Here is a 21,893-nt window from a genome sequence, read left to right on the forward strand (position 1 = left end):
CTGATGGTTGTCCGCGAGGCCGACCACGTTCAACATGACCTGGGAAAGCGGACTGGAAGGGGATGGGCGTGAACGGTGCGGAAAGCCTGCTCGCAGCTGCGCAGGAGGCCGGCGTCGCGGTGTGCTTCGCGAATCCCGGCACGACCGAGATTCCACTGGTGGAGGCGTTCGACTCCGTCGAGGGCGTCCGTACCGTGCTCGGCCTCTCCGAGGGGGTCGTGACCGGCGCCGCGGACGGGTACGCGCGGATGACGGGGCGACCGGCGATGACGTTGTTGCACCTCGGGCCGGGTTTCGCCAACGGCATCGCGAACCTGCACAACGCGCGACGCGCCCGCACCCCGATCATCAACGTGGTCGGTGAGCACGCCACCTGGCATCAGGCCGCGGACGCACCGCTGGCCAGCGACATCGACTCGTTGGCCCGCCCGGTGTCGGGCTGGGTGGGCCGGACCAGCGGGGCCGCGGCGGCCGCATCGGAGTTCCTCGACGCCAGGCAGGCCGCGCTGCGCGAGCGGATGCCGGTGACGTTGATCGCCGCCGCTGATCACATGTGGGGCGATGGCGGCCAACGGGCAGCCGTGCCACCGGAACCGGCCTTGGCCACTGTGGACGGACAGCGGGTGGCGGGAATCGCGAAGCTGCTCGCCGGGCCTGGACGTCCCGCGCTGCTGCTCGGCGGGTCCGCGCTGAACGCCGACGGGCTCCGGCTGGGAGCTCGGATCGCGGCGGCGACCGGTGGCGAAGTGTTCGCCGAGCGCAGCCCGGCCCGCGTCGAGCGCGGCCCGGACATCCCGGTGGTGCGGTCGCTGCCGTACTTCCCGGAGGACACCCTCGCCGCCCTGGACGGCTTCACGCATCTCGTGCTGGTCGGCGCCGGGGTCCCGGTGGCGTTCTTCGGTTACCGGGGGCAGCCCAGCGTTCCGGTGCCGGAGCACGTCCAGGTGCACACGCTGGCCGATCTCGACGAGAACGCCGTTGATGCGCTCGGCGCCGTCGCCGAGGCCATCGGCGCCTCCGGAGTCGAACCGCCGCCGCGGGACCGCCCGGCGCTGCGCGCGCCCGAGGGCGAGCTGCACGCCAAGGCCGTCGCCACCGCGATCGCGCTCACCCAACCGGACCGGTCGATCATCGTGAACGAGGGCATCACCGCGGCCGCGGCCTATCCGGCGGTGGCCGCCGCCGCACCCGCGCACACCGAGCTCGGGTTGACCGGCGGGGCGATCGGCATGGGAATCCCGGTCGCCACCGGGGCCGCGCTGGCCTGCCCGGACCGGCCGGTGATCGACCTGCAGGCCGATGGCAGCGCCGCCTACACGCTCCAGGGGCTCTGGACGCAGGCACGCGAGCGGCTCGACGTGACGACCGTGATCTGCGCGAACTCCCGGTACCGCATCTTGGAGGCCGAGCTCGGCAGGGCCGGAGTGCGCACCCCCGGACCGGCCGCGACCGGCATGACCAGCCTCGGCGATCCCGCTACCGACTGGGTCTCGCTGGCCACCGGTTTCGGCGTCCCCGCCGCCCGGGTCACCACCGGCGAGGAACTCCTCGCGGCCCTGCACAACGCGCACACGACCCCAGGCCCCCACCTCATCGAGGCGGTCCTGCCCTGATCATTCGTTCTCGTCCTGCGCTGCGATCTTGTCCTGCGCCTGCGTCCCGATGGCGCGTGGTGCGGTGACGCGGGAGCGGGTCAGTGGTTCGGGGTCACCGGTCGGCGAGGGTTCGGGAGGTGAGGAGGTCGTGGCGCAGGGCCAATGAGGCCGCTTCGAGGCGGGAGTGGACGCCGAGTTTGGTGAGCACCGCCTGCACGTGGGTGCGGACCGTCGTCGGGGAGACGCCCAGGGATTTGGCCATCGTCGCCGTCTGCGCCCCTTCCGTGAGCAGGCCGAGGCATTCGCGTTCCCGCGCGGTGAGGTACGAGGCGAGCCTGCGGGCGTCGAGGGCGTCGCCGCGCGGCTCCTGCGGCGGAACCCGCGCCGTGGCGAGGGACACGACGGTCTCCCCGGCGGCGACCGCATCCAGCGCATCGACCAGGTTCTCCAAGCCGCACATCTTGTTCACGTATCCCGCGGCGCCCGCGGACAGGGCGCCGCGCACCCCGTGGGCGTCTCCGTCGGCGGTGAGCACGACGATCTTCGTGTCCGGCCCGGCGGCGAGCACCTCCCCCAGCCGCGCCACCCCGTCGCCGTCGCCGAAGAACCGGTCGAGCAGGCAGATGTCCGGTGCGAGCCGCCGCACGGCGGCGACCGTGCCCGCGAGGGATCCCGCCGTGCCGACCACCGGGAAACCACGTGCGGACAGCGCCGCGACCAACGCGTCCACGAAGATCGTGTGGTCATCGCCGAGCAGCACCCGCGTTGAACCGTCCCCCATCGAACTCTCCCATCGTTGGCCGTTCCGACCGGTGTCAGGCCCCCGAGAACACCAGCCGAGCGCGCGTTCCCCGCAGTGGTGCCGAGTCCAGGTGCAGCCGTGCCCCGCATTCCCGCGCCAGCCCCGTGACGATGCCCAGCCCTAGCCCGGAAGCACCGCCGGGGCCGCGACCGAAACCCGGACCGTCGTCGACGATCTCCACGGTGACCGTGCCCGGCCCGTCGTCGGGAGCCGGATGGCGGGTGATGCCCAGTTCGACGACACCGCCCGGTCCAGCCGCCCGCATCGCGTTGTCCACCAGGTTCGACAGCATCCGCCACACCGCGGTCTCGTCCGCCTGCACCAGCACCGGACCGCCGGGGCGCACCCGCAGCGCCGGTGCGCCTGCGCGAGCGCGGGCGGTGGCGAGCCGGGCGAGCAGGCCGCGCAACTCGACCGGTGCCGCCTCGGCGGGCTCCGCACCGGAGGCGACCAGGTCCAGCAGCCTCGCCAGTTCCCGGCTCAGCACCTCCAACCGGGCCATGGCCGCCGGTGGCAGCTCACCGTCGGCGCGCATCCCCTCCGCCAAGTACGACACGGCCGCCAAGCCGTGTCCCAGGTCGTGCAGCAAGCCGCGCTGGCACCGCTCCGCGCCGGGCGGTGCAGGCGCGGGCAAGGATTCGGTTCGCACCACCGCTCCCCTCCGCTCCGAGATGACGTGACCGGACTGCCTCCGGCCGTGCTATCCGGCTCTTCGCGGCGACGGTGTCCGCATGTTGCAGTCTCATACCTTCAGGGGATGACGGTCACCGCAGGTCACGGATGTTTCCTGGCGGTTCCACGACGGCGCCGGACGGCTTTGCCCCGGTGGCGGACGGCGTCACCGGGTCCCGGTAGGCGGCGGCCAGCTCCGCCGCGAGCGCGGCCTCGGTGTGCACGCCCGCGATCCGAGCGCGGGCGGCTGCGGCGAGTCCCGCCGCCCACGGCGGGTCCGCCAGCAGGCTCGCGACGGCCGAGCCGAGCAGGTCCGGGCGAGCCGGTGGGACGAGCAGTCCCGTCACCCCCGGCACGATCACGTCGCCGATCGCGTTCACCGCCGTGGCCACCACCGGCACGCCACCGCTCATCGCCTCCACCACCGCCAGCGGCAGTCCCTCGTAGCGGCTGGACTGCACGAACACGTCGAATGCCTGCACCAGTTCGGCCGCGTCGGGGCGGTCCCCGGCCAGCTCGACGCGGACGCCGAGGCGGGCCGCCGCCGACCGCACCCGCGCGGCGCGTTCGCCGTCGCCGATCCACACGCCGATCACGTCCGGCCTGCGCAGCGCCGCCAACGCGCGGACCCAGTCCTCCGGGGCCTTCTGGTAGACGAGCCTGCCGACCGCTCCGACGACGGTCGCCGCCGGTGGCAGTCCCAGCTCGCGGCGGGCCTGGCCGGGCCGGATCGGGACGGGGCGCACCGCGACTCCGGTGGTGCGCACTCGTTCCGGCGCGATGAGACCGCGCCGGACGGCTTCGACGGCCACGCCGGTGCCGACGCACAGCGCCACATCGGTGACTCCGCCCAGGGCGCGTTCCACCGCCAGGTAAGCCTGCCTGCGCGGTGCGCGCTGGAACTCGTGGAACGGGAAGCCGTGGTAGGAGTGCACGATCCGGGCCGCTCCGGCCCGGGCCGCCGCGACCCGGCCGAGCGCCCCGGCTTTCGCGCAGTGGGTGTGCACCACGTCGAACGAGCCGCGGCGCAGCAGCGCGGTGAGGCGTCGCAGCGCCCGCAGATCGTCGGCAGGGGCGATCGGGGCGCGCAGCGCCGGTTCGAGCACGGTCGCCAGTCCCGCGTCGGTGGCCTCCCGCAGCAACCGCCCACCGCTGCCGGTGATCACGGTGACGTCGAACTCGCGCGGATCCAGCCCCAGCGCCCCGCGCAGCGCCATCGCACCCGCGCCGCCTTCGAGCCTGGTGATGATCGTGGCGACGCGCGGCCTGCGGCTCATCGGGGATCCGGCGGGGCGAGTTCCCCGGCGGAACCGGGTGGGGCCGCGTTGGTGCGCAGGCCCGCCGCTGCCGCCACGCTCACCGCCTCCAGCTGGGAGTGCACGCGCAGTTTCGCGAGGATGCTGCGGGTGTGCGTGCGGACCGTCTCCGCGGAGATCCGCAGTTCCTCCGCGATGCGGCTGCCGCGTTTGCCGTCGACCATGCCGCGCAGCACGTCGCGTTCCCGGTCGCTGAGCACGTCCAGCGGCCCGTCCCGCCGACCGGCGCGCACCACGTCCTCCCGCAACCGCACCAGGATCTCGCCGAGCACTTCCGGCGGGTACCACGCGTGCCCCGCGGACACGCCGCGCAGCACGGTCGTCAGTTCCTCCACACCGCACTCCTTCGGCACCCAGCCCGCCGCTCCGGCCCGTGCCGCGTCCACCGCGCGCCGCCGGTCGAGACCTCCGGTGAGCACCACGACCCGCACCTCGGGGCGCCGCGCTCGCACCGCCGCCACCAGGTCGCCGGTGGAGTGCACCGGGTCCACGTCGATGGTCACGACGTCGGGGCGCAGCCGGTCCACCATCGCCGGCAGCTGCGGGTCGTCGGTGGCGCAGCGGCCCACCACCCAGATGTCGCCCGCTTCGGAGAGCCGGGCGCTCAGCGCCTCGGTGAGCATGAGGTGGTCGTCGACCATCAGCAGCCGCAGCACGTTCACCACCTCACCGTCGCGCCCGGACGTCCGGAAGTCCTCATCCAACTGCGGGAGCACCACCGATTCGTCCCGGGACGACCGGGTGAACCTCCCGCATCCGTGTGCTGCCGAGCAGTGACCACCCGAGCGACCGGCACCGGCGAAGCTCAGCGCTCTTCCCGCGTGGACGCCGCTGTCGCCGAGCGAGCGCTCGAGACATCGGCCGCCACACCGCCCAGGGACGCGGCAACGCCGAGCCCTTACGCGGCGGATTCCGCATCCGCGCCCTCGATGCTGTGGCGGCGTGGACTGCTCCAGCGACCGCTGGAGCGGGACCACCACGCCAACGGCAGCGAGGACAACGAGATCGCCGAGTCCACCACTCGCAGCGGCAGGAACAGCCACGCGTAGAGCAGGAACCGGGGCTGGCGCAGGATGAGCGTCACCACACAGGTCAGCAACAGGTCCGGCAGCACGATCCCCAGCAGCAGCGCGGGAATCGTCAGATACCCGGACACCGCCTCATAAGTCCCAGCGAACCACGGCACCGTCAGCACGCCCACCGCCAGCTCCGGTATCAGCAGCACCGACAGCACCACCGGCAGCAGCACCAACATGATGCTGCTGGTCAACAGCTCCAAGAGCAGCAACGTGAGCATCCCGGTGAACAGGTTCAGCCGCGGCGGGTGCCTGCGCACCGTTTGCCACAGTCCGAGCGCCCAACGCCGCGACTGGCGCACGTAGTCGCGCAGGGTGCCAGGGTCCTGAGTGGCCGCGACCGCCGACGGCGTGAAACCGACCTTGCCGAGCCGCTTCTGGTACACCTCGAAGGTCATGTTGAAGTCCTCGATGACGAGTCCCGGCGGGTTCACCTCGATGTTCGGCAGCACATCGGTGCGGTAGATGCTGGCGAAGCCCGGCACGATGTGCGTCGCGTTGACGTGCCGCCAGGTCTGGCCGAACTTCAACAGGTACTGCGTCATCGAGTAGATCCGCTGCCGGTGGAACGCCACCAGCCGGCCGGCGAACGACAGCGAGCGGTCCCGCCACGAGGTGCGCACGCATCCGGCGACGGCCACCACGTCCGGATCGTCGAACAACGGCAGCGCGGCGCTGAAGTAGCCCGGTTCCACCCGCGTGTCGGCGTCCAGCAGCATCACCAGGCGGTACCGCCGCACCAGCCGGAACCGGCGGATGCCGACCTGCAGCGCGCCCGCCTTGCCGACGTTCTCATCGGTGCTGATCACGTTCACCCCGGCGCGGCGGGCGAATTCGACGGTGCGATCGCTGGAGCCGTCGGAGACCACGTGCACCTGCTTGGGCGGGATCAGCGCGGTGATCGCCCGCAGGCTCTCCTTGATGACCAGTTCCTCGTTGTGCGCGGCGATGAGCACCGCGACGTCGGTGATCTTCAGGTTCGTCGGCCGCCGCAGGCGGTGCCTGCCGGGCAGTTCCTTCTTCTCGCGGTGCGCCTGCAGATCGGTGACCTTCGCCCGGCGCGGCCGCATTCTGGTCCGCAAGGATCCGTGCCACCCGTCGAGCACCCGCAACAACCCGATCAGACCCCACAGCGTGAAGTTCGCCCCGAACACCACGATGGCCAGAACCCACCACGGAATCATGCCCAGCTCCCCCTTGAACGCCCGTGCACAGCGGTTTTTGATCCGTGTCTTGTCAGCGGCGAAGCCGATGAGCAGTGACCACCTGAGCAGCCCGGCCACCGGCGGGTTCTCAGCGGCCTTCTCGCGAGGACAGCGATTTCGTGGTGTAGGGAGCTACATGAGAAATCGATCCCGCAGCGAGGAGGCCGCTGAGGTTCCGCTACCCGACCCGCTACGCAGAACATTCCGGAGACCCCTTCATTCGCTCACCGGAAGGCTTTCGGCCAGGCGGTTCCAGGTGGAGGTGTCCTCGTAGCCGTACATCCACAGGTAGACGCCGCGGATTCCGGAACCGCGGGCCACTTCGAACTTCGCCTTGGAGCTGACGGAGTTCTCGAACCACACCTCGTGTTCGCGGCCGCGCTCGTCGGTGTAGCGGAACCAGGGGGTCTGGCTCACCGGGTCGTAGTGCGTCTCCGCGCGGTGCTGGGTGGCGAGCTGGAACGCCTGCAACCAGGTGAGGTTGGTGCCGTGCTCGCCCACCCAGTCGTAGCCGTAGAGCGGGATGCCCAGCACGATGCGTTCCGGCGGGATCTTCGACTTGGCGTACTGCACGACATCGCGCACCCACGCGATCGGCGCGACCGGCCCGGGCGGCGAGGTTCCCCAGTGGAAGTCGTAACCCATCAGCCGCACCTGGTCGGCTGCCCGGCCGATCGCGACGAAGTCCTGCGCCACGTTGCGCTCGTCGTAGCCGACGTCGCTGGCCTTGGCGAACACCGCGACCGACAGGGTTTTGCCTTCCGCGTGCAGCTTGGCGCCCAGTTCGGTGACGAACGCGCTGAACACCTCCCGATCCCCGGAGCGCAGGTTCTCGTAGTCGATGTCGATGCCCTCATAGTCCTCCCGTTCGACGAGGTCGACGATCTCCCGCACGTGCCGGTCCCGCAGCCGTGGATCGTGCAGCACTTTCGCGACCGGTTCGTAAGCCCAGCGGCCGTCGGTGATGTTGGCCAGCGAGGCCACCACCGGCACCCCGGCGTCGCGCAACTTGCCGACCTGCTCGGTCACCTCGGCGGCCCGCTCCGGCGGGAACTGGTGGGTGATGCGTCCGTCGTCGCCGAGCCCGTAGATCCACGGTGAGACCTCGTTCACCGAGTCCCGGTTGGCGACCACGGTGGCCGTCCCGTTGTCGAGGTTCCAGAACGGCAGCGAGGCGACCACGAGCGTTCCGGGCTTCGACGGCGACATCATGCGCGGGGCGGCCATCACGACCACCAGCAGCGCGGCGATCGCGATGAGCGCGACGAACCAGATCGATCCGCCGAAGTGGCGGACCCGGCGCGCACGGGGGCTCCGCGCGCGATCCAGCGCCCTTGGCTGCTGCGCCGGTTCCGGTGCTTGTGCCCCGGTTCCGTTCCGCGACCGCCACCACGTCGCGATTCGCTTGCCGATCCCGCCGCCCGCTGATCCGTCCGCAGCGGAGCCCGGACGTGTGGCCACTTCATCTCGCTCGCCCTCCCGCACCCCGTCGTCGTGCATGTCTCCCCCGCTATGCCGACACGACCTGTGCGGCGCGCGTCTGCTCGTCGATGACGGCGCGGATGATGTCGTCGAGCGTGCGGGTGGGCTGGAAACCGATCAGCGCCCGCGCCTTCCCGCAGTCCGGAACCCGTCGCTGCAGGTCTTCGTAGCCCGGCCCGTATGCGTCCTCATAGGACATCTTCACGACGCCGGCGTTGGATCCGGTCAGTTCCATCACCTTCGTCGCCAGTTCCATGATGGACACTTGCTCGGTGCTGCCGAGGTTGATCGCGGTCCCGTTCGCCTCGGGCAGATCCATCAGCCGCACCAGCGCCGGCACCACGTCCAGCACGTGGCAGAAGCAGCGGACCTGGTGCCCGGTGCCGAACACGGTCAGCGGCCGGTTGTTGAGCGCCTGGCTCACCAGCCGCGGAATGACCATGCCGTAGCGCCCGCTCTGCCGGGGTCCGACCGTGTTGAACAGCCGCACGATCGTCGCGTTCAACCCGAGTTCCCGGACGTAGGAGCAGGTCAGGCTTTCGTCGATCGCCTTGGCCTCGGAGTAGGTCCAGCGGGTCTTGAGCGGCGAGCCGATCAGCCGGTCGTCGGTCTCGGACAGGCCCGGCTTGGTGTTCTTGCCGTAGATCTCGCTGGTGGAGGCCACCAGCACGCGGACCCCGTTGCGGTGCGCCGAATCGAGCACGTTCTCGGTGCCGTGCACGTTGGTGAGCAGGCTGCGCAGGGTGCGTTCCTGGATGACGAACGCACCCACGGCCGCCGCCAGGTGGAACACCACGTCCACTTCGGACACCAGATCGTCGATGAGGGAACCGTCCAGGATGGTGCCCTGCACGAAGCGGAAAGCCGGTGCGTTCTCCGGCAGGTTCGCCTTGCTGCCGGTGCTCAAATCGTCCACGCCCACCACGGTGTGCCCCTCGGCGAGCAGCCATTCGACCAGGTGCGATCCGATGAACCCGGCCGCTCCGGTGACCAATGCCCTCATCGCACGCCTCCGCCCTGTTCCGCGGCCAGCGGCCGGTTCGCCCCGCGCCGGGCGTTCGCCCCGCGCCTGGTGTTCGAGTGCAACCGTTCGTAGAGATCGTCGATGCGACCGGTGACCGCTTCGATGCCGTAGAGGTCCCGGATCACCGGAACATCGCCGCGCGGGCGCCGGTCGGTGACCTCGGCGGTGATCTCCTTGCGCATGCCGTCCACGTCGCCCGGAACCTGCCGGGCGCGATCGGTCCGGACGCCTTCCAGCGCCGGGCACGTCGTGTAGAGCACCGGCATCCCGTTGGCCAGCGCCTCCAGCACGGACAACCCGAACGTCTCCTGCGCCGAGGACGCCACGAACAGGTCGAACGCGGAGAGCATCGCGGACACGTCGTGGCGTTCACCGGCGAACACCACGTGCTCGGCCACGCCGAGCTCCGCGGCGAGCGCCTCCAGCCGTTCCCGTTCGGCGCCGCCGCCGACGATGAGCAGTTTCGCGCCCTCGCCCAGCAGCGGGGCCGCGGCCTCGATCACCATGTCGAAGCGCTTGTTCGCGTCCAGCCTGCCCAGCACGCCGATCACGTGAGCTCGTTCGTCGATGCCGTGCTCGGCCCGGACCCGCGCGCGGGCGGCCGAGTCGAAGCTGACGCGGCCGAAGTCGACGCCGTTCGGGATGACGCTGATCTTGTCCGCGCGCATCCCCCACTGGGCGAGCCGCCCGGCGACCGTCTCCGACACCGCGATGGTGCGTTGCGCGAACACGTCGGTGCCGAGGTAGAGCCCGCGGACTCCGGCGGTCATCCGCCTGCGCTCCAGGTGCGTCTCCCCGATCGAGTGCTCGGTGCCGACCACCACCGGCGTACCGGCGAGCCGGGCGGCGAGCTTTCCGTAGACGCACGCCCGGTAGAGGTGGGTGTGCACCACGTCGTAGCCGCCCTCGCGGATCAGCGCCCGCATGCGCAGCACCGCGCCGACCTGCGTGTTGCTGGTCATGCCCAGATCGCGGACCCGAACACCGTCACCGGTGATCATGTCCGCGACGTCACCCGGGTTGTAGAGCGCGAGCACCTCCGAATCGTGCCGGGTGTGCTGCAGGATCGAGCGCAGCTGCAGCTCGGCGCCACCGACCGCCAGACCGGTGATCACGTGCAGAACCTTCATTCCTGTCCTCCCCCATCGCGGTGGCCAGCACGATGCCGACCGTCCTGGCCACGACCACCACGTCCAGCCACGGCGTCCAGTTCTCGATGTAGCGGTTGTCGAAATCGGCCCGCTCCGGGATCGAGGTGTCCCCGTGCAGGCCGTGCACCTGCGCCCAGCCCGTCATGCCGCCCCGCACCCGGTGCCGGTCGCGGTAGCGCGGGATCTCGCGGGCGAATCGTTCGGCGTAGCAGGGCCGTTCCGGTCTCGGCCCCACCACGGACATCTCGCCGCGCAGCACGTTGCTCAGCTGCGGCAGCTCGTCGAAGTGCGTTCCGCGCAGCCAACGGCTCAGCCCGGTCGTATCCGCGGCGGGCACCGACCAGCCCTGTTCGGTGCCGCCCGGGATCGTGCGCAGCTTGACGACCGTCGCCGACCGGCCGGCTCCGGTGACCCGGCGCTGCCGGAACAGCGCCGCCCCACCACCGCCGAGGCGCACGGCCGCGGCCAGCGCCAGCAACAGCGGTGCCAGCACGACCAGCAGCGCACCGGCCAGCACCACGTCGAAGATCCGCTTCGCGCGCACCGCCGCACCGGTGTGCGCCCAGCGGCGCAGCGGCACCAGCGGAACCCCCCAGATCTCGTCCAGGAAGCGCTGCGGCACCGCCACGCCCAGCTCCGGCAGACCCGGCACCAGGTAGACGTCGGCGGGCAGCGGACGACAGGCGCGCACGATCGACACCAGGTCCGCGTCGGTGTCCCCGGCGCAGAGGATCACGCGGGTGACGCGGTGCCGGGCCACCAGCTCGCCCAGCCGGTGCGGGCGGCCCAGCACCGGCGTCCCGTCCGCGGCCGGTCCGTCGGCGAGGAATGCCGGTCGCAGACCGAACTCCGGGTGTTCCCGCAGCGCGCGGGAGATCCGCACGCCGACCGAACCGGCTCCCACGATCAGCACCTGTTCGACCAGCAGCCCCCGGCGGTGCGCGGCGCGCAGTCCCGCGTTCCCCGCGCCGCGGGCGAGCACCAGCGCACTCGCCCCCGCCGGGACCAGCCACCCGTCACCCGTCCACGGCACCAGCAGCGCGGCGGGCACCGCGGCGGCGAGCACCAACCGCGGAACCTGATCTCCGACGCGCAGGCAGACCCGGAGGCGATGCCCGCCGCCCGCGGCCAGCACTCCCAGCACCGCCACCACGTACAGCGCGCCGGGCAGTCCCGGCGTGCCCACCGCGAGCGCGGCCACGGTCACCGTGACCGCGTCGACCACCGGCCACAGCACCACCGGCAGCAGCCGTGGCGCCCCGCGCACCCCGGTTCGCACCGGGCAACGCAGCGCGCACGGCACGGGGCCGGGCCGGACCGCAGGTCGGCGATGCTCATCCGGCGGCCCCGGCGGGAACCTTGCTACTCGCGTCCGAAGAGGACAGTCGCGCCGAGACCCGCCGCACCGCGTGGTCCGCGCCGTAGACGAACCGCATCACCGGCCCGTGGCTCGGGGCCACCGAGGCGCCGACGAAGTACAGCCCCGGCACCGAGGATTCGAAGTGCGCGTCCACCCGAGGAGTCCGCGCCAACGTGCGCAACCGGGACCGCAGCCGCGGGTTCACGAACGCGAGCCGCTCCAGATCCGGCGGATAGCCGGTCGCGCACACCACGTGGTCGGCGGCGAACTCGCGACCGCCGCCGCCGAACGTGCGCACTCCGAGCTTGACCTGCTCACCGACCGTCTTCGCCCAGTCCACCGTGTGCCCGACGTGCACCGGGAAAACGCCCTCGACCCGGCTGCGCAGCCACCACGCGCCCGCCGGGCCGAGCGCCGTGCGCGCCCGGAACACCCGCTGGCTCTCGGGAAGGTGCCGGAACAGGTCGGGGTGCTCGGAGTAGAACCAGGTGGAGAGGCCCGAACCGAGCCCGGCCTCCGGTTCCCGCATCCGCCGCAGCAACGGCCGGTCCGGCAACAACGGCCTGCCGTTCCACGCCACGTCCCTGGCGCGCGCGATCAGCCGCACCGACGCCCCGTTCTCGTGCAACAGCGCGGCCGATTCCAGCGCGGACTGCCCGGCTCCGATCACCAGTACCTCGGCGCCGTCGAACTTGGCCAGGTCGGTGTGCTCCGAGCTGTGCGTGCACAGTTCGGGAGGCAGGTCGGCGAACACCTCCGGAGTGCGGGAGAAGTGCTGCACCCCGGCGGCCACCACCACCGAGCGGGCTTTCGCGCTGCCGCCGTCGGCGAGTTCCAGCTCGAACACGCCCGCCCGCCGGTCCAGGTCGGTCACCAGCACCTGCTCGACTTCGAGCCCGCGTTGTTCGCGGAACCACTCGGCGTAGGCCGTGAAGTTCTCCAGGGACACCGGAACGCCGTAGTCGGCGTAGCCGCGGCCGGTCTCCTGGCAGAAGTTCCGCAAGGTGTGCGAGCGGTCCGGGTCGGACAGGTTCGAGGCGAACCCCTGCGACTTCAGGAACATCCCGCGTGGCATCTTGCTGCGCCACAAGTCCATCGGAATGCCGAAGTGCCGATAGCTCACGCCGCCTGCCCGCAGGTGTGCAGCCAGCGACAGCCCATACGGACCGGCGCCCACGATGGCGACGTCGACGGTGTCGTTCATCAGTGCCCCTCCTTGACCGCATACGGCGACCGTCGCCGCTGCCGAATCCTCGTGTTCGCGTCCCGCTCCGCCCGTGCGCGGAAACGCGGCGGTTCCACCACCTGCACGCTGGGGCGCGGCGCGAATCGCCGGGTGATCGCCCGTCTTCCCATCCAGCCGCACATCAGCGCGAACGGCGCGAGGTCGTCACGGGCGAACCACGCCAGCTCGTCCACTCCCCACAGCGAACGCGCCCACCTGCCGAGCCCCAGATCTCCGCGCCGCCAATAGCCGAGCGCGCCGATGGGGTCGTAGTTCTCCACCAGGAATCGGCGCCCCACGGGCGGAATCCCCTCCGGAACCGGCTGCCCCGTCAGGTCCAGGTAGGCCGCGAGGACCACGTCGATGCCCGCGGAGTCCCGGAACAACCGGAATTGCGCGCCCAGTCGCGGGTTGAAGTCCAGCAGCCGGTAGCTGCCGTCGCGCCGGTCGAAGCGGAAATCCAGGTCCGCGATGCCGCGAAAGTCCAAGCGCCGCAACAACTCCACGGCCTGCGCGCGCAGCACCGTGTTCGACGCGCACCGGCCCAGCGTGGTGAGCCCGGCGTGCGCCGGGTACGAGCGCAGCTTCACCCCGGTGAACGCCGGCCGGCATCCGGCGGAACCCCGGTAGGCGTGGAAGAACCAGTCGTTGCCGCTGCCGCCGGGGATGTACTCCTGCAGCATCAGCATGCCCGCGTCCTGCTGTTCACAGACTTCGGCGATCTCCAGCAGTTCCGGGCGGGAGCGCAGGATCGAGGTGCTGCGCACCTTCGCCCGGCCACCGGACGTCCACGGCGTCGCGAGCTTCGCCACCAGCGGGAAACCGGCCTCCGCCGCGAATTCGTCCGCCTCCGCCCTGGTGCGCACGAGTTCCGCGCGCGGCGTCGGCACGTTCAGATCCCGGCACACGTCCTGCAAGGTGAACTTCCCGGCGACTTCCCGAGGCAGCTGCGGCGACGGGTCGGGGAAGCGGAACCAGTGCCGCAGCGCCGCACCGTGCTCGGCGAGGTGGATCGCGGCGGCGTCGTCGGTGGGGAACAGCACCGCGGGCCTGCCCAGCTTCTCCGCCAGCGCCGCCAGTCCCAGGTTGATCCGCTCCGGATCTCCCGGTTCCGGGCGCCACCACCAGCGCCCGTGCAGGTAACGGGAATGCGCCGCGGGCGCCATCGGATCTTCGTGCACCGCGTACACCGGCACCCCGGCGCGGCCCAGGCTGCGGATCAGCCCGAGCCCGCCGTGGTGCAGCACGTTCGGGTCCAGCTTGAAGACGACCGCGGGCGTGGCGGTGTCGATGCCGTCCGGTTCCGGAGCGCGCATGCCCGCCTCACACGACCTGCCGGTGCGGCGCCAGATCGAACTGGTACGTCGCGTCCAGCACCTGCGGGCAGTCCCCGGCCCACGAGTAGTCGAATCCCGGATGCACGGTGTGCACAACGACCAGGTCCCAGTCGGCGCCGCGCGGTTCCGGTTCCCCGGACAGCCGGGAGCCGTCGGGCAGCTCGATCTCCCCGAGCAGCGGATCGTGGTAGCGCACGTCCGCGCCGAGCCGGGTCAGTCCGCTGATGATCGGTAGTGCCGGGGACTCCCGCAGGTCCCGCACGCCCGCCTTGTAGCTCACGCCCGCCAGCAACACCCGCGCCCCGGACGCGGCCGTTCCGGCGGCGGCCAGCATCTCCTCGGCACGGCGCACCACCTGCTCCGGGCGCAGGTCGATGGACCGCATGGCCTGGTCGATCACCGGCGCCGTCACGCCCATCTTCCGCAGCTGCCACAGCAGGTAGTGCGGATCGCAGGGGATGCAGTGCCCGCCGACTCCCGGTCCCGGGAAGCTGCCGAGGAACCCGTAGGGCTTGGTGCCCGCCGCGATGGTCACTTCGATCGGGTCCAGCGACAGCGTGCCGCAGATGTCGGCGATCTCGTTGGCCAGTGCCAGGTTCACCGCGCGGAAGATGTTCTCGTAGAGCTTCGTCAGCTCCGCCGCCTCCGGCGAACCCACCAGGAACACCGAGTCGGTGAGGTCGCCGATCACCCGCGCCGCCCGCGCCGAGCACTCCGGCGTGACGCCGCCGACGATGCGCGGGGTGTCGCGCTGCGCGTGGTCGTGGTTGCCGGGGTCGATGCGTTCCGGGCTGAACGCCACGTGCACCTCGGTTCCGACCTCCAAGCCCCGGCGCCGCAACGGTTCCACCAGCAGCTCTCGCGTGGTCCCGACGAACGTGGTGGAGGTCAGGATGATCGTCTGGCCGGGCCGGGCGTGGGCCACCGCCGTCGCGCACGCGCCGCGCAGCGCGGCGAGATCCGGCGTCCGGTCCTCGTCGACGGGAGTGGGCACGCAGACGACGACGGTGTCCGCCTCGGCCAGCGCCGAGGGATCCTCCGACAGCCGCAGCGAAACGTCGGCCAGCGCGTCGTGCAGCACCGCGCGTTCCGCTCCGGGCAGGTCCACGTCTCCGTCCGCCACGGCCCGCAGCCGCGCCTCGCTGATGTCGACGCCGACGACGCTGGAGCGGCGCGCGGCCAGCCCGCACGCGGTCGGCAGGCCCACGTATCCGAGTCCGAGGATCACGACCGTTCCCTGCCTGGCCTTCGGAACGTGGGTTTCCAGGCCGGCGGCGCGGCGCACCGCGTCCTCCTCCGACCGGTCCTGGTAGGCGACCAGCCGGCCGGACAGTTGTCCTTCCCGGCCGTTGACCGCCAGCGCAAGGTGATGCTGGGTCACGTTTCCTCCCCCGGTTACGCGTGTCCCGTGCGGCGGGCGGTCGAAGCGCCCGCTCGTTCCCGGTGTCTCAAGTGGTCGCGGCCCCCACCGCGTGCCGCCTGACCGGTGTCGCCGTTGTTCGTCCGCGGGCTTCAGCCTCGCAGCTCAGCGGGGTCGGCCCGCTCCCCCAACGGCGGTAGCGGCCCTACCGAAACCGCAGGAATCTCGGTGCGGGGATCTCCGCGGCGCGCGTGGCCCTGAGCCCGTGGCGGACCCGTTTCGCGTCTAGCCGCAGGGTCCCGTCCCGATCACCGACGTAGGTGCGCGGCAACGCGTGCGTCCCCGAGAGTTCGGAACGCCAAATGGCGCAGCCGTAGTCGTATCCGGCCTCCCGCACCGCGCTCACCACGGCCGCGTCCACCCCGCCGTACGGGTAGCAGAACCCGTTCACCGGCTGCCCGGACAACGCCTGCAGCATCGGGCGGCTCTTGCCGACCTCGGCGGCGAGCTCAGCCTGGTCCAGGGTGGTCAACCGGCGGTGCAGCACGCTGTGCGAACCGATCTCCATGCCGCCCGCCGCGACGCGGGCGACCTCGTCCTCGGTCATCAGCGGTTTGCGCGGCCCCGCCGGGTCCCACGCGTTGTGCCCGCCCATCATCCCGGAGATCACGAAGACCGTCGCCGTCCAGCCGTAGCGGCGCAGCAGCGGGAAGACGGTGTCGGCGAAGTCGGTGTAGGCGTCGTCGAAGGTCAACCCGACCAGTCCGCGCCCCCGCCCGGCCCGGCGGGCGGCCAGCAGCTCCCGCATCGACACCCCGGTGCATCCGCGCGCCCGCAGCCAGCGCAGCTGCCGCTCGAACCGGGCGGGCTCCACCGTCACCAAGTACGGGTCTTCGGTGTACTCGGACACCGAGTGGTACATCAGCACGTACGGGAACGACTGCGGCACCCGCTGCCGGGAGGACTGCTGCGCTGTCCGGGTCATCGCGGCCCGCCCTTCTGGTCACGTCCTCGGCGGACCGTCGCACGGGCGGGTGCCGGGCGGACCGGTCGCGCGGGTGAGTTCGAGTAACCCGGATGCACGAGACGGGCGCGTGCGCGCCGACCCGGCAGGGGCGCCCCGGACGGGCCTAGGTGATCAACTGCCCGTTTCGGGGCGATCGGTAGGATCGGGCAGATCACCGACCGGACCGGAAGATCGCCGAGGAGTTGACACGTGGCCGCGGCCTCCCGTCAAGAACCAGCACATCAGGACGGTTCCGCCGACGCGGCCGCGAACACCGGCTCAGCACCCCCGCAGGCCGGGATCCGGGATCTGATCTCCGCCTACCCGTGGCTGCCGGTCGTGCTGGGCCTGCTGCTGAGCGCCGTGGGGGTGTGGTGCTTCACCGAGCTCACCGAGCAGGTGTACCAGGGCGGGCCGGTGCTCCGCGTCGACGAGCACCTGCTGCGGGTGTCGCTGGAGCTGCGTTCCGGGCCGCTGGTGGGGCGTTGGCGGTGCTCACCTGGCTCGGCGACGTGCTGGTGGTGCTGCCGGTGAGCATCGCGATCGGCGTGCTGATCGGATTCACCCGCCACCGGTGGTCGCCGTTGCTGCTGCTGGCGCTGGGTTCGGCGGGCACGGGTCTCGCGGTGTACCTGATCAAGATCATGATCGCCCGGCCGCGACCGCTGGTGGTGAACGCGATCGTCGTCGAGGACGGTTTCGGTTTCCCTTCCGGGCATTCCGCGCAGGCGGCCGCGCTGTACCTGATGCTCGGCGCGTTCGCGCTGCGCCTGCTGCGCACCCGGTGGGTCCGCAACGCCCTGTTCGCCGCAGCGGTGCTCGCGATGGTCGTCACCGGCGTCAGCCGGGTGATGCTCGGCGTGCACTCCCCCACCGACGTCGTCGCCGGCTGGACGCTCGGCGCGTCCTGGACGGTACTGCTGCTCAGCCTCTGGCTGTTCGCCGAACACCTACCCCGCCTGATCAACTCCCTGGTAGCCCGCAAACAGCGAACCACGAAGTGATCACCAGCCGAGAGTGATCTCGTGGCCGGGATCTTGTCAGCGGCGAGGCCGCTGAGCAGCGACCAGCCAGAGCAACCGGCACCGCGGCGGGTTCTCAGGTGCTTCCTCGCGAGGACGGCTTTTTCCCTCGTGGCGGAGCCACTTGGGAAAATGATTTCGCAGCGAGGAAGCACCTGAGGTTCCGCCACCCGACCACCTACGCAGCCGGTACCGGGCCTCAAATGGTCCAGGTGTCGTTGCCGTTGAGCAGGTTCTGGAGGTCGGGCGGGTTGCTCTCCCTCGCCACCGCGGTCTGCTCCCGGGCGGCGTCGTCGTAGGTCGGCCGGGACACCGAGCGGAACACCCCGGTCACCGTCGGATCCAGGTTCACCCCGCCCAGCCTGGACAGCGCGTAGGCGAACGAGCTGTCCGCGCGTTCCGCGTCGTGCACGACCACGTCGTCGGAGTCCACCTCCGCCAGCGGCGCCACCCGGAGCTCACCGGCCGCGTCGCGCACCACCGCGTACTGCTCGTCCTCCGGGCCGAACACGATGGGCTTGCCGTGGCGCAGCGGGATCATGCGGCGCTGCTTCTCGTCCTTGTCCTTGAGCACGTCGAACGCGCCGTCGTTGAAGATCGGGCAGTTCTGGTAGATCTCCACCAGCGCGCTGCCCCGGTGTTCCGCCGCGGCCTGCAAGGTCTCCGTGACGTGCGCCCGGTCCGAGTCCAGCGTGCGCGCCACGAAGCTCGCCTCCGCGCCCAGCGCCAGCGACACCGGGTTGAACGGGGTGTCCAGCGAACCCGCGGGCGTCGACTTGGTGACCTTGCCGACCTCCGAGGTCGGCGAGTACTGCCCCTTCGTCAACCCGTAGATCCGGTTGTTGAACAGCAGGATCTTCAGGTTCACGTTGCGCCGCAACGCGTGGATCAGGTGGTTGCCGCCGATGGACAGCGCGTCCCCGTCCCGGTGACCACCCACACCGACAGGTCCGGTCGCTGCGTGGCCAGTCCCGTCGCGATCGCCGGAGCACGTCCGTGGATCGAGTGCATCCCGTAGGTGTTCATGTAGTACGGGAACCGGCTGGAGCAGCCGATGCCCGAGATGAACACGATGTTCTCCCGCTTGAGCCCCAGCGTCGGCAGGAAGCTCTGCACCGCGTTGAGGACGATGTAGTCCCCGCAACCGGGACACCAACGCACTTCCTGGTCGGACTTGTAGTCCTTCGCGGTCTGCTTCTCGTCGCTGGTGGGCACGCCGTGCAGGCCGCCCACCTCCGGCAGTCCGAGGTCCGTGGTCGTCACGCCGACACTCCTTGCACCACATCGGTGAGCACGTTCTGGAGTTCTTCCGCTTGGAACGGGAGACCCGCGACCTTGGTGTGGCTGTGCACGTCCACCAGGTAGCGGGACCGCAGCAGCATCGCGAGCTGGCCGAGGTTCATCTCCGGCACGATCACCTTGTCGTAACGCCGCAGCACCTCCTCGAGATTCCCGGGCATCGGGTTCAAGTACCGCAGATGAGCCTGCGCGATCGGCACGCCCAGGCCGCGCACCCGGCGGCAGGCGGCGCCGATCGGGCCGTAGGACGAACCCCAGCCCAGCACCAGCGCCTCGGCCTGCCCGGACGGATCGTCCACCTCGAGATCGGGCACCTCGACCCCGTCGATCTTCGCCTGGCGCAGCCGGACCATCTTGTCGTGGTTGTCCGGGTCGTAGGAGATGGCGCCGGAGCCGTCGGCCTTCTCCAACCCGCCGATGCGGTGCTCGGTGCCCGCGTTGCCCGGCACCGCCCACTCGCGGGCCAGCGTCTCCGGGTCCCGCACGTACGGCCAGAACTCACCGGAGCCGTCCGGCGCGTTCGGTTCGGTCGCGAAGGTCACCCGCAGGTCCGGCAGGTCGGTGATGTCCGGGATCAGCCACGGCTCGGAGCCGTTGGCGATGGCCCCGTCGGACAGCAGCAGCACCGGCGTGCGGTAGCGCAGCGCGATCCGCGCCGCCTCCAGCGCCACCTCGAAGCAGTCCGCCGGCGACTGCGGCGCGAGCACCGGCACGGGGGACTCGCCGTTGCGGCCGTAGAGCGCCTGCAACAGGTCGGCCTGCTCGGTCTTGGTGGGCAACCCGGTCGACGGGCCGCCGCGCTGGATGTCGCAGATCAGCAGCGGCAGCTCCAGGGTCACCGCCAGCCCGATGGTCTCCGACTTCAGCGCCAGTCCCGGTCCGGAGGTCGTGGTCACTCCCAGCGAGCCGCCGAACGAGGCGCCCAGCGCCGCGCCGACTCCCGCGATCTCGTCCTCGGCCTGGAAGGTCGTGACGCCGAAGTTCTTGTGCTTGGCCAGCTCGTGCAGCACGTCGGAAGCCGGGGTGATCGGATAGGTGCCCAGGAACATGGGCAGTCCGCTGCGCTGCCCGGCGGCGACCAGGCCGTAGGCGAGCGCCACGTTGCCGGTGATCTGGCGGTAGGTCCCCTTCGGCAGCGTCGCGGGCGCGACCTCGTAGGTCACCGCGAACGCCTCGGTCGTCTCGCCGTAGTTCCAGCCCGCGCGGAACGCGAGCACGTTGGCCTCGGCGATGTCGGGCTTCTTCGCGAACTTCTCCCGCAGGAACCGTTCGGTGCCCTCGGTCGGCCGGTGGTACATCCAGGACAGCAGCCCGAGCGCGAACATGTTCTTCGCGCGTTCGGCGTCCTTGCGCCCGACCCCGGCGGGTTCCGCGGCGCCGCGGGTCAGCTCGGCCATCGCGACGTGGTGCACCACGTACGGTTCGAGCTCCCCGGAATCGAGCGGGTTGTGCTCGTACCCGACCTTGGTGAGGTTGCGCTTGGTGAACTCGTCGGTGTTGACGATCAGGGTGCCGCCGTGCGGCAGGTCGCCGAGGTTCGACTTCAGCGCCGCCGGGTTCATGGCCACCAGAACGTCCGGCCGGTCACCCGGGGTGAGGATGTCGTAGTCGGCGAAGTGCAGCTGGAAGCTGGACACGCCCGGCAGCGTCCCGGCGGGAGCCCGGATCTCGGCCGGGAAGTTCGGCAGCGTCGCGAGGTCGTTGCCGAAGGCCGCGGCCTCCGAGGTGAATCGGTCGCCGGTCAGCTGCATGCCGTCGCCGGAGTCTCCGGCGAAGCGGATCACCACGCGGTTGAGCTTGCGCGGGCTCGTGCCCTGGCCGTTCGGGGTGTCGTCGTTCGTGCGCTGGGAGTTCGTGGAGTCGTTGGCGTCCGGCCCGCTCGCGCCGGTTCCCGTCCGCTCCGGAGGCTGGTGCCCGTTCGTAGTCACCAAGTGGACCCGTTCCCTTTCCAGCTCGCGGGCGAGCCCGCAAGCCACTCCGCCGCCCTGTGGCGCACGATACAGCTCGGTGCGGCGTTCTTACGCCGACCACACGCGGGGTTCAAGGGCCTGGACGGGCGGTCAGGTTGAGCTAACATGAATTCCTCGGGGATTTTCGGAGCCTTGAGACGCTGATTCATTACTGCCGGGTAAAATAAGAGTGCTCGCCTGGCCAGAACCGCGATCGCCCGCGCCGGAGCCGGCCAGAGCCGCTCTTCCGGACATCTCCGACCCCGATTCCACGGGGAAGACCCCGAGCCCTCGATAAATCGGACGAGACCCCCACGTCCGACACCGAGCCATTACCGGCAGTGACGAACAGGGTTCGCCGAGTCGGATTTCGAACCACCCCGAGCAAGGATCGCCGGGAGAATCAGGCACATCGGCCGAGAAGACGCTCGGCCACACGGCCGAGCCACCCCGGAGCGATCCGGCGGCACCGCCTCCGACCTGCCCGGAACCGCCACGGCGCGACGGCGCCCGCTCCGGCGGCGGCACAGCGGACGACACATCGCAGCGGATACGGCACCACCCGAACTCGAACAGGTCACTCCCGAGTCATGTCGCGATTCGCGAACAACTTGAAAGCCCCTCCCATTAATTCGTCATCAATCAGTTTGCTCAATTCACCGATAGCCTACCGAGAGCACCACATCAGCGCCTTCGAGGCCGGGAGAAAATCCCGCCAGGATAATATTTCCGAGCTGAATCACAACCTGCCGACCCATGAAATCCGCATCGTCAAATCCGCATTAATGAGCAACCCCAGAGAGCTTCGCAAAATAGCCGCCGCGCCACCGACGAAACACTCGACCAATTCAGCACTGTGAGCTAACTCATACCAGTCGCCTGATTATTCATGCCCTGTCTTACTAGGCCGGACGAGTGAACTCAGAGGCTCACGACAACGCGAAATACGCCCCACCGCACCCCGTACAGCGGATGACCCGGCCAACCCCCGTGGCCGGGTCATCCGTACGGA

At 70.8% G+C, this 21,893-nt stretch carries 18 protein-coding genes and 1 pseudogene; 4 read left to right on the plus strand and 15 right to left on the minus strand.

Annotated features, from left to right (window positions below; genetic code table 11):
- The first annotated feature begins 62 nt into the window (after positions 1–62).
- Positions 63–1,613 carry an acetolactate synthase large subunit gene (locus H2Q94_RS17340; RefSeq protein ID WP_243788234.1) on the plus strand — a complete coding sequence of 517 codons (1,551 nt, stop codon included), beginning with the start codon at positions 63–65 and terminating at the stop codon, positions 1,611–1,613.
- A 94-nt stretch (positions 1,614–1,707) separates the two neighbouring features.
- Here the strand turns inward: H2Q94_RS17340 and H2Q94_RS17345 are convergent, their stop codons facing one another.
- The 13 genes from H2Q94_RS17345 to H2Q94_RS17405 all read right to left on the minus strand — a co-directional run bounded on the left by H2Q94_RS17345 (position 1,708) and on the right by H2Q94_RS17405 (position 16,590).
- On the minus strand, positions 1,708–2,376 hold the full coding sequence (locus H2Q94_RS17345; RefSeq protein WP_243788235.1) for a LuxR C-terminal-related transcriptional regulator: 669 nt from the start codon (positions 2,374–2,376) through the stop codon (positions 1,708–1,710).
- Between the two features lie 34 nt (positions 2,377–2,410).
- Positions 2,411–3,046, minus strand: a complete 636-nt coding sequence (locus H2Q94_RS17350; RefSeq protein ID WP_243788236.1) for a sensor histidine kinase — start codon at positions 3,044–3,046, stop codon at positions 2,411–2,413.
- A 115-nt stretch (positions 3,047–3,161) separates the two neighbouring features.
- A complete protein-coding gene (locus tag H2Q94_RS17355; RefSeq protein ID WP_243788237.1) occupies positions 3,162–4,346 on the minus strand; it encodes a glycosyltransferase in 1,185 nt (394 codons plus the stop codon).
- Positions 4,343–5,101: a response regulator transcription factor gene (locus H2Q94_RS17360; RefSeq protein ID WP_243788238.1), complete on the minus strand. Its 759-nt coding sequence runs from the start codon at positions 5,099–5,101 to the stop codon at positions 4,343–4,345. The genes H2Q94_RS17355 and H2Q94_RS17360 overlap by 4 nt, the downstream gene beginning before the upstream one ends.
- Before the next feature lie 182 nt (positions 5,102–5,283).
- Positions 5,284–6,645, minus strand: a complete 1,362-nt coding sequence (locus tag H2Q94_RS17365; protein WP_243788239.1) for a glycosyltransferase family 2 protein — start codon at positions 6,643–6,645, stop codon at positions 5,284–5,286.
- A 237-nt stretch (positions 6,646–6,882) separates the two neighbouring features.
- Positions 6,883–8,166, minus strand: a complete 1,284-nt coding sequence (locus H2Q94_RS17370) for a glycosyl hydrolase family 18 protein (protein ID WP_243788240.1) — start codon at positions 8,164–8,166, stop codon at positions 6,883–6,885.
- 10 nt (positions 8,167–8,176) lie between these two features.
- The gene (locus H2Q94_RS17375) at positions 8,177–9,151 is read right to left on the minus strand and encodes an NAD-dependent epimerase/dehydratase family protein (RefSeq protein ID WP_243788241.1); all 975 of its coding nucleotides are present in this window, start codon (positions 9,149–9,151) and stop codon (positions 8,177–8,179) included.
- Complete coding sequence (locus tag H2Q94_RS17380; RefSeq protein WP_243788242.1) at positions 9,148–10,302, minus strand: glycosyltransferase; 1,155 nt, start codon at positions 10,300–10,302, stop codon at positions 9,148–9,150. Before H2Q94_RS17380 ends, H2Q94_RS17375 begins: the two co-directional genes overlap by 4 nt.
- Positions 10,184–11,602, minus strand: a complete 1,419-nt coding sequence (locus H2Q94_RS17385) for a sugar transferase (RefSeq protein WP_243788243.1) — start codon at positions 11,600–11,602, stop codon at positions 10,184–10,186. The genes H2Q94_RS17380 and H2Q94_RS17385 overlap by 119 nt, the downstream gene beginning before the upstream one ends.
- Before the next feature lie 55 nt (positions 11,603–11,657).
- Complete coding sequence (locus H2Q94_RS17390) at positions 11,658–12,887, minus strand: NAD(P)-binding domain-containing protein (protein ID WP_243788244.1); 1,230 nt, start codon at positions 12,885–12,887, stop codon at positions 11,658–11,660.
- A complete protein-coding gene (locus H2Q94_RS17395) occupies positions 12,887–14,224 on the minus strand; it encodes a carboxylate--amine ligase (protein ID WP_243788245.1) in 1,338 nt (445 codons plus the stop codon). Before H2Q94_RS17395 ends, H2Q94_RS17390 begins: the two co-directional genes overlap by 1 nt.
- A 7-nt stretch (positions 14,225–14,231) precedes the next feature.
- Complete coding sequence (locus H2Q94_RS17400; protein WP_243788246.1) at positions 14,232–15,626, minus strand: nucleotide sugar dehydrogenase; 1,395 nt, start codon at positions 15,624–15,626, stop codon at positions 14,232–14,234.
- A gap of 184 nt (positions 15,627–15,810) precedes the next feature.
- Positions 15,811–16,590 carry a polysaccharide deacetylase family protein gene (locus tag H2Q94_RS17405; protein ID WP_243788247.1) on the minus strand — a complete coding sequence of 260 codons (780 nt, stop codon included), beginning with the start codon at positions 16,588–16,590 and terminating at the stop codon, positions 15,811–15,813.
- Positions 16,591–16,821: 231 nt separating this feature from the next.
- Between H2Q94_RS17405 and H2Q94_RS17410 the strand changes: the two genes are divergently transcribed.
- On the plus strand, positions 16,822–17,145 hold the full coding sequence (locus tag H2Q94_RS17410; protein ID WP_243788248.1) for a hypothetical protein: 324 nt from the start codon (positions 16,822–16,824) through the stop codon (positions 17,143–17,145).
- Positions 17,103–17,615 (plus strand): phosphatase PAP2 family protein, encoded by a 513-nt coding sequence (locus H2Q94_RS17415; protein WP_243795769.1) that lies wholly within the window; start codon positions 17,103–17,105, stop codon positions 17,613–17,615. Before H2Q94_RS17410 ends, H2Q94_RS17415 begins: the two co-directional genes overlap by 43 nt.
- A 217-nt stretch (positions 17,616–17,832) precedes the next feature.
- Here the strand turns inward: H2Q94_RS17415 and H2Q94_RS17420 are convergent.
- Together H2Q94_RS17420 and H2Q94_RS17425 are read right to left on the minus strand one after the other, a co-directional pair.
- Positions 17,833–18,896: pseudogene (locus H2Q94_RS17420) on the minus strand (2-oxoacid:ferredoxin oxidoreductase subunit beta).
- Positions 18,893–20,719, minus strand: coding sequence for a 2-oxoacid:acceptor oxidoreductase subunit alpha (locus H2Q94_RS17425; protein ID WP_243795772.1), 1,827 nt, complete (start codon positions 20,717–20,719; stop codon positions 18,893–18,895). Before H2Q94_RS17425 ends, H2Q94_RS17420 begins: the two are co-directional and overlap by 4 nt.
- A gap of 752 nt (positions 20,720–21,471) precedes the next feature.
- Between H2Q94_RS17425 and H2Q94_RS17430 the strand changes: the two genes are divergently transcribed.
- Positions 21,472–21,741 (plus strand): hypothetical protein, encoded by a 270-nt coding sequence (locus tag H2Q94_RS17430; RefSeq protein ID WP_243788249.1) that lies wholly within the window; start codon positions 21,472–21,474, stop codon positions 21,739–21,741.
- Positions 21,742–21,893 lie beyond the last annotated feature (152 nt).

Source organism: Saccharopolyspora gloriosae, assembly GCF_022828475.1.
GTDB lineage: Bacteria > Actinomycetota > Actinomycetes > Mycobacteriales > Pseudonocardiaceae > Saccharopolyspora_C > Saccharopolyspora_C gloriosae_A.

What these genes read in the sequence shown, in the direction of transcription:
- H2Q94_RS17340 (WP_243788234.1), top strand. Translation starts at nt 63, where the DNA reads ATGGGCGTGAACGGTGCGGAAAGCCTGCTCGCAGCTGCGCAGGAGGCC.
- H2Q94_RS17345 (WP_243788235.1), bottom strand. Translation starts at nt 2,376, where the DNA reads ATGGGGGACGGTTCAACGCGGGTGCTGCTCGGCGATGACCACACGATC.
- H2Q94_RS17355 (WP_243788237.1), bottom strand. Translation starts at nt 4,346, where the DNA reads ATGAGCCGCAGGCCGCGCGTCGCCACGATCATCACCAGGCTCGAAGGC.
- H2Q94_RS17365 (WP_243788239.1), bottom strand. Translation starts at nt 6,645, where the DNA reads ATGATTCCGTGGTGGGTTCTGGCCATCGTGGTGTTCGGGGCGAACTTC.
- H2Q94_RS17370 (WP_243788240.1), bottom strand. Translation starts at nt 8,166, where the DNA reads ATGCACGACGACGGGGTGCGGGAGGGCGAGCGAGATGAAGTGGCCACA.
- H2Q94_RS17375 (WP_243788241.1), bottom strand. Translation starts at nt 9,151, where the DNA reads ATGAGGGCATTGGTCACCGGAGCGGCCGGGTTCATCGGATCGCACCTG.
- H2Q94_RS17380 (WP_243788242.1), bottom strand. Translation starts at nt 10,302, where the DNA reads ATGAAGGTTCTGCACGTGATCACCGGTCTGGCGGTCGGTGGCGCCGAG.
- H2Q94_RS17390 (WP_243788244.1), bottom strand. Translation starts at nt 12,887, where the DNA reads ATGAACGACACCGTCGACGTCGCCATCGTGGGCGCCGGTCCGTATGGG.
- H2Q94_RS17395 (WP_243788245.1), bottom strand. Translation starts at nt 14,224, where the DNA reads ATGCGCGCTCCGGAACCGGACGGCATCGACACCGCCACGCCCGCGGTC.
- H2Q94_RS17405 (WP_243788247.1), bottom strand. Translation starts at nt 16,590, where the DNA reads ATGACCCGGACAGCGCAGCAGTCCTCCCGGCAGCGGGTGCCGCAGTCG.
- H2Q94_RS17430 (WP_243788249.1), top strand. Translation starts at nt 21,472, where the DNA reads ATGTCGCGATTCGCGAACAACTTGAAAGCCCCTCCCATTAATTCGTCA.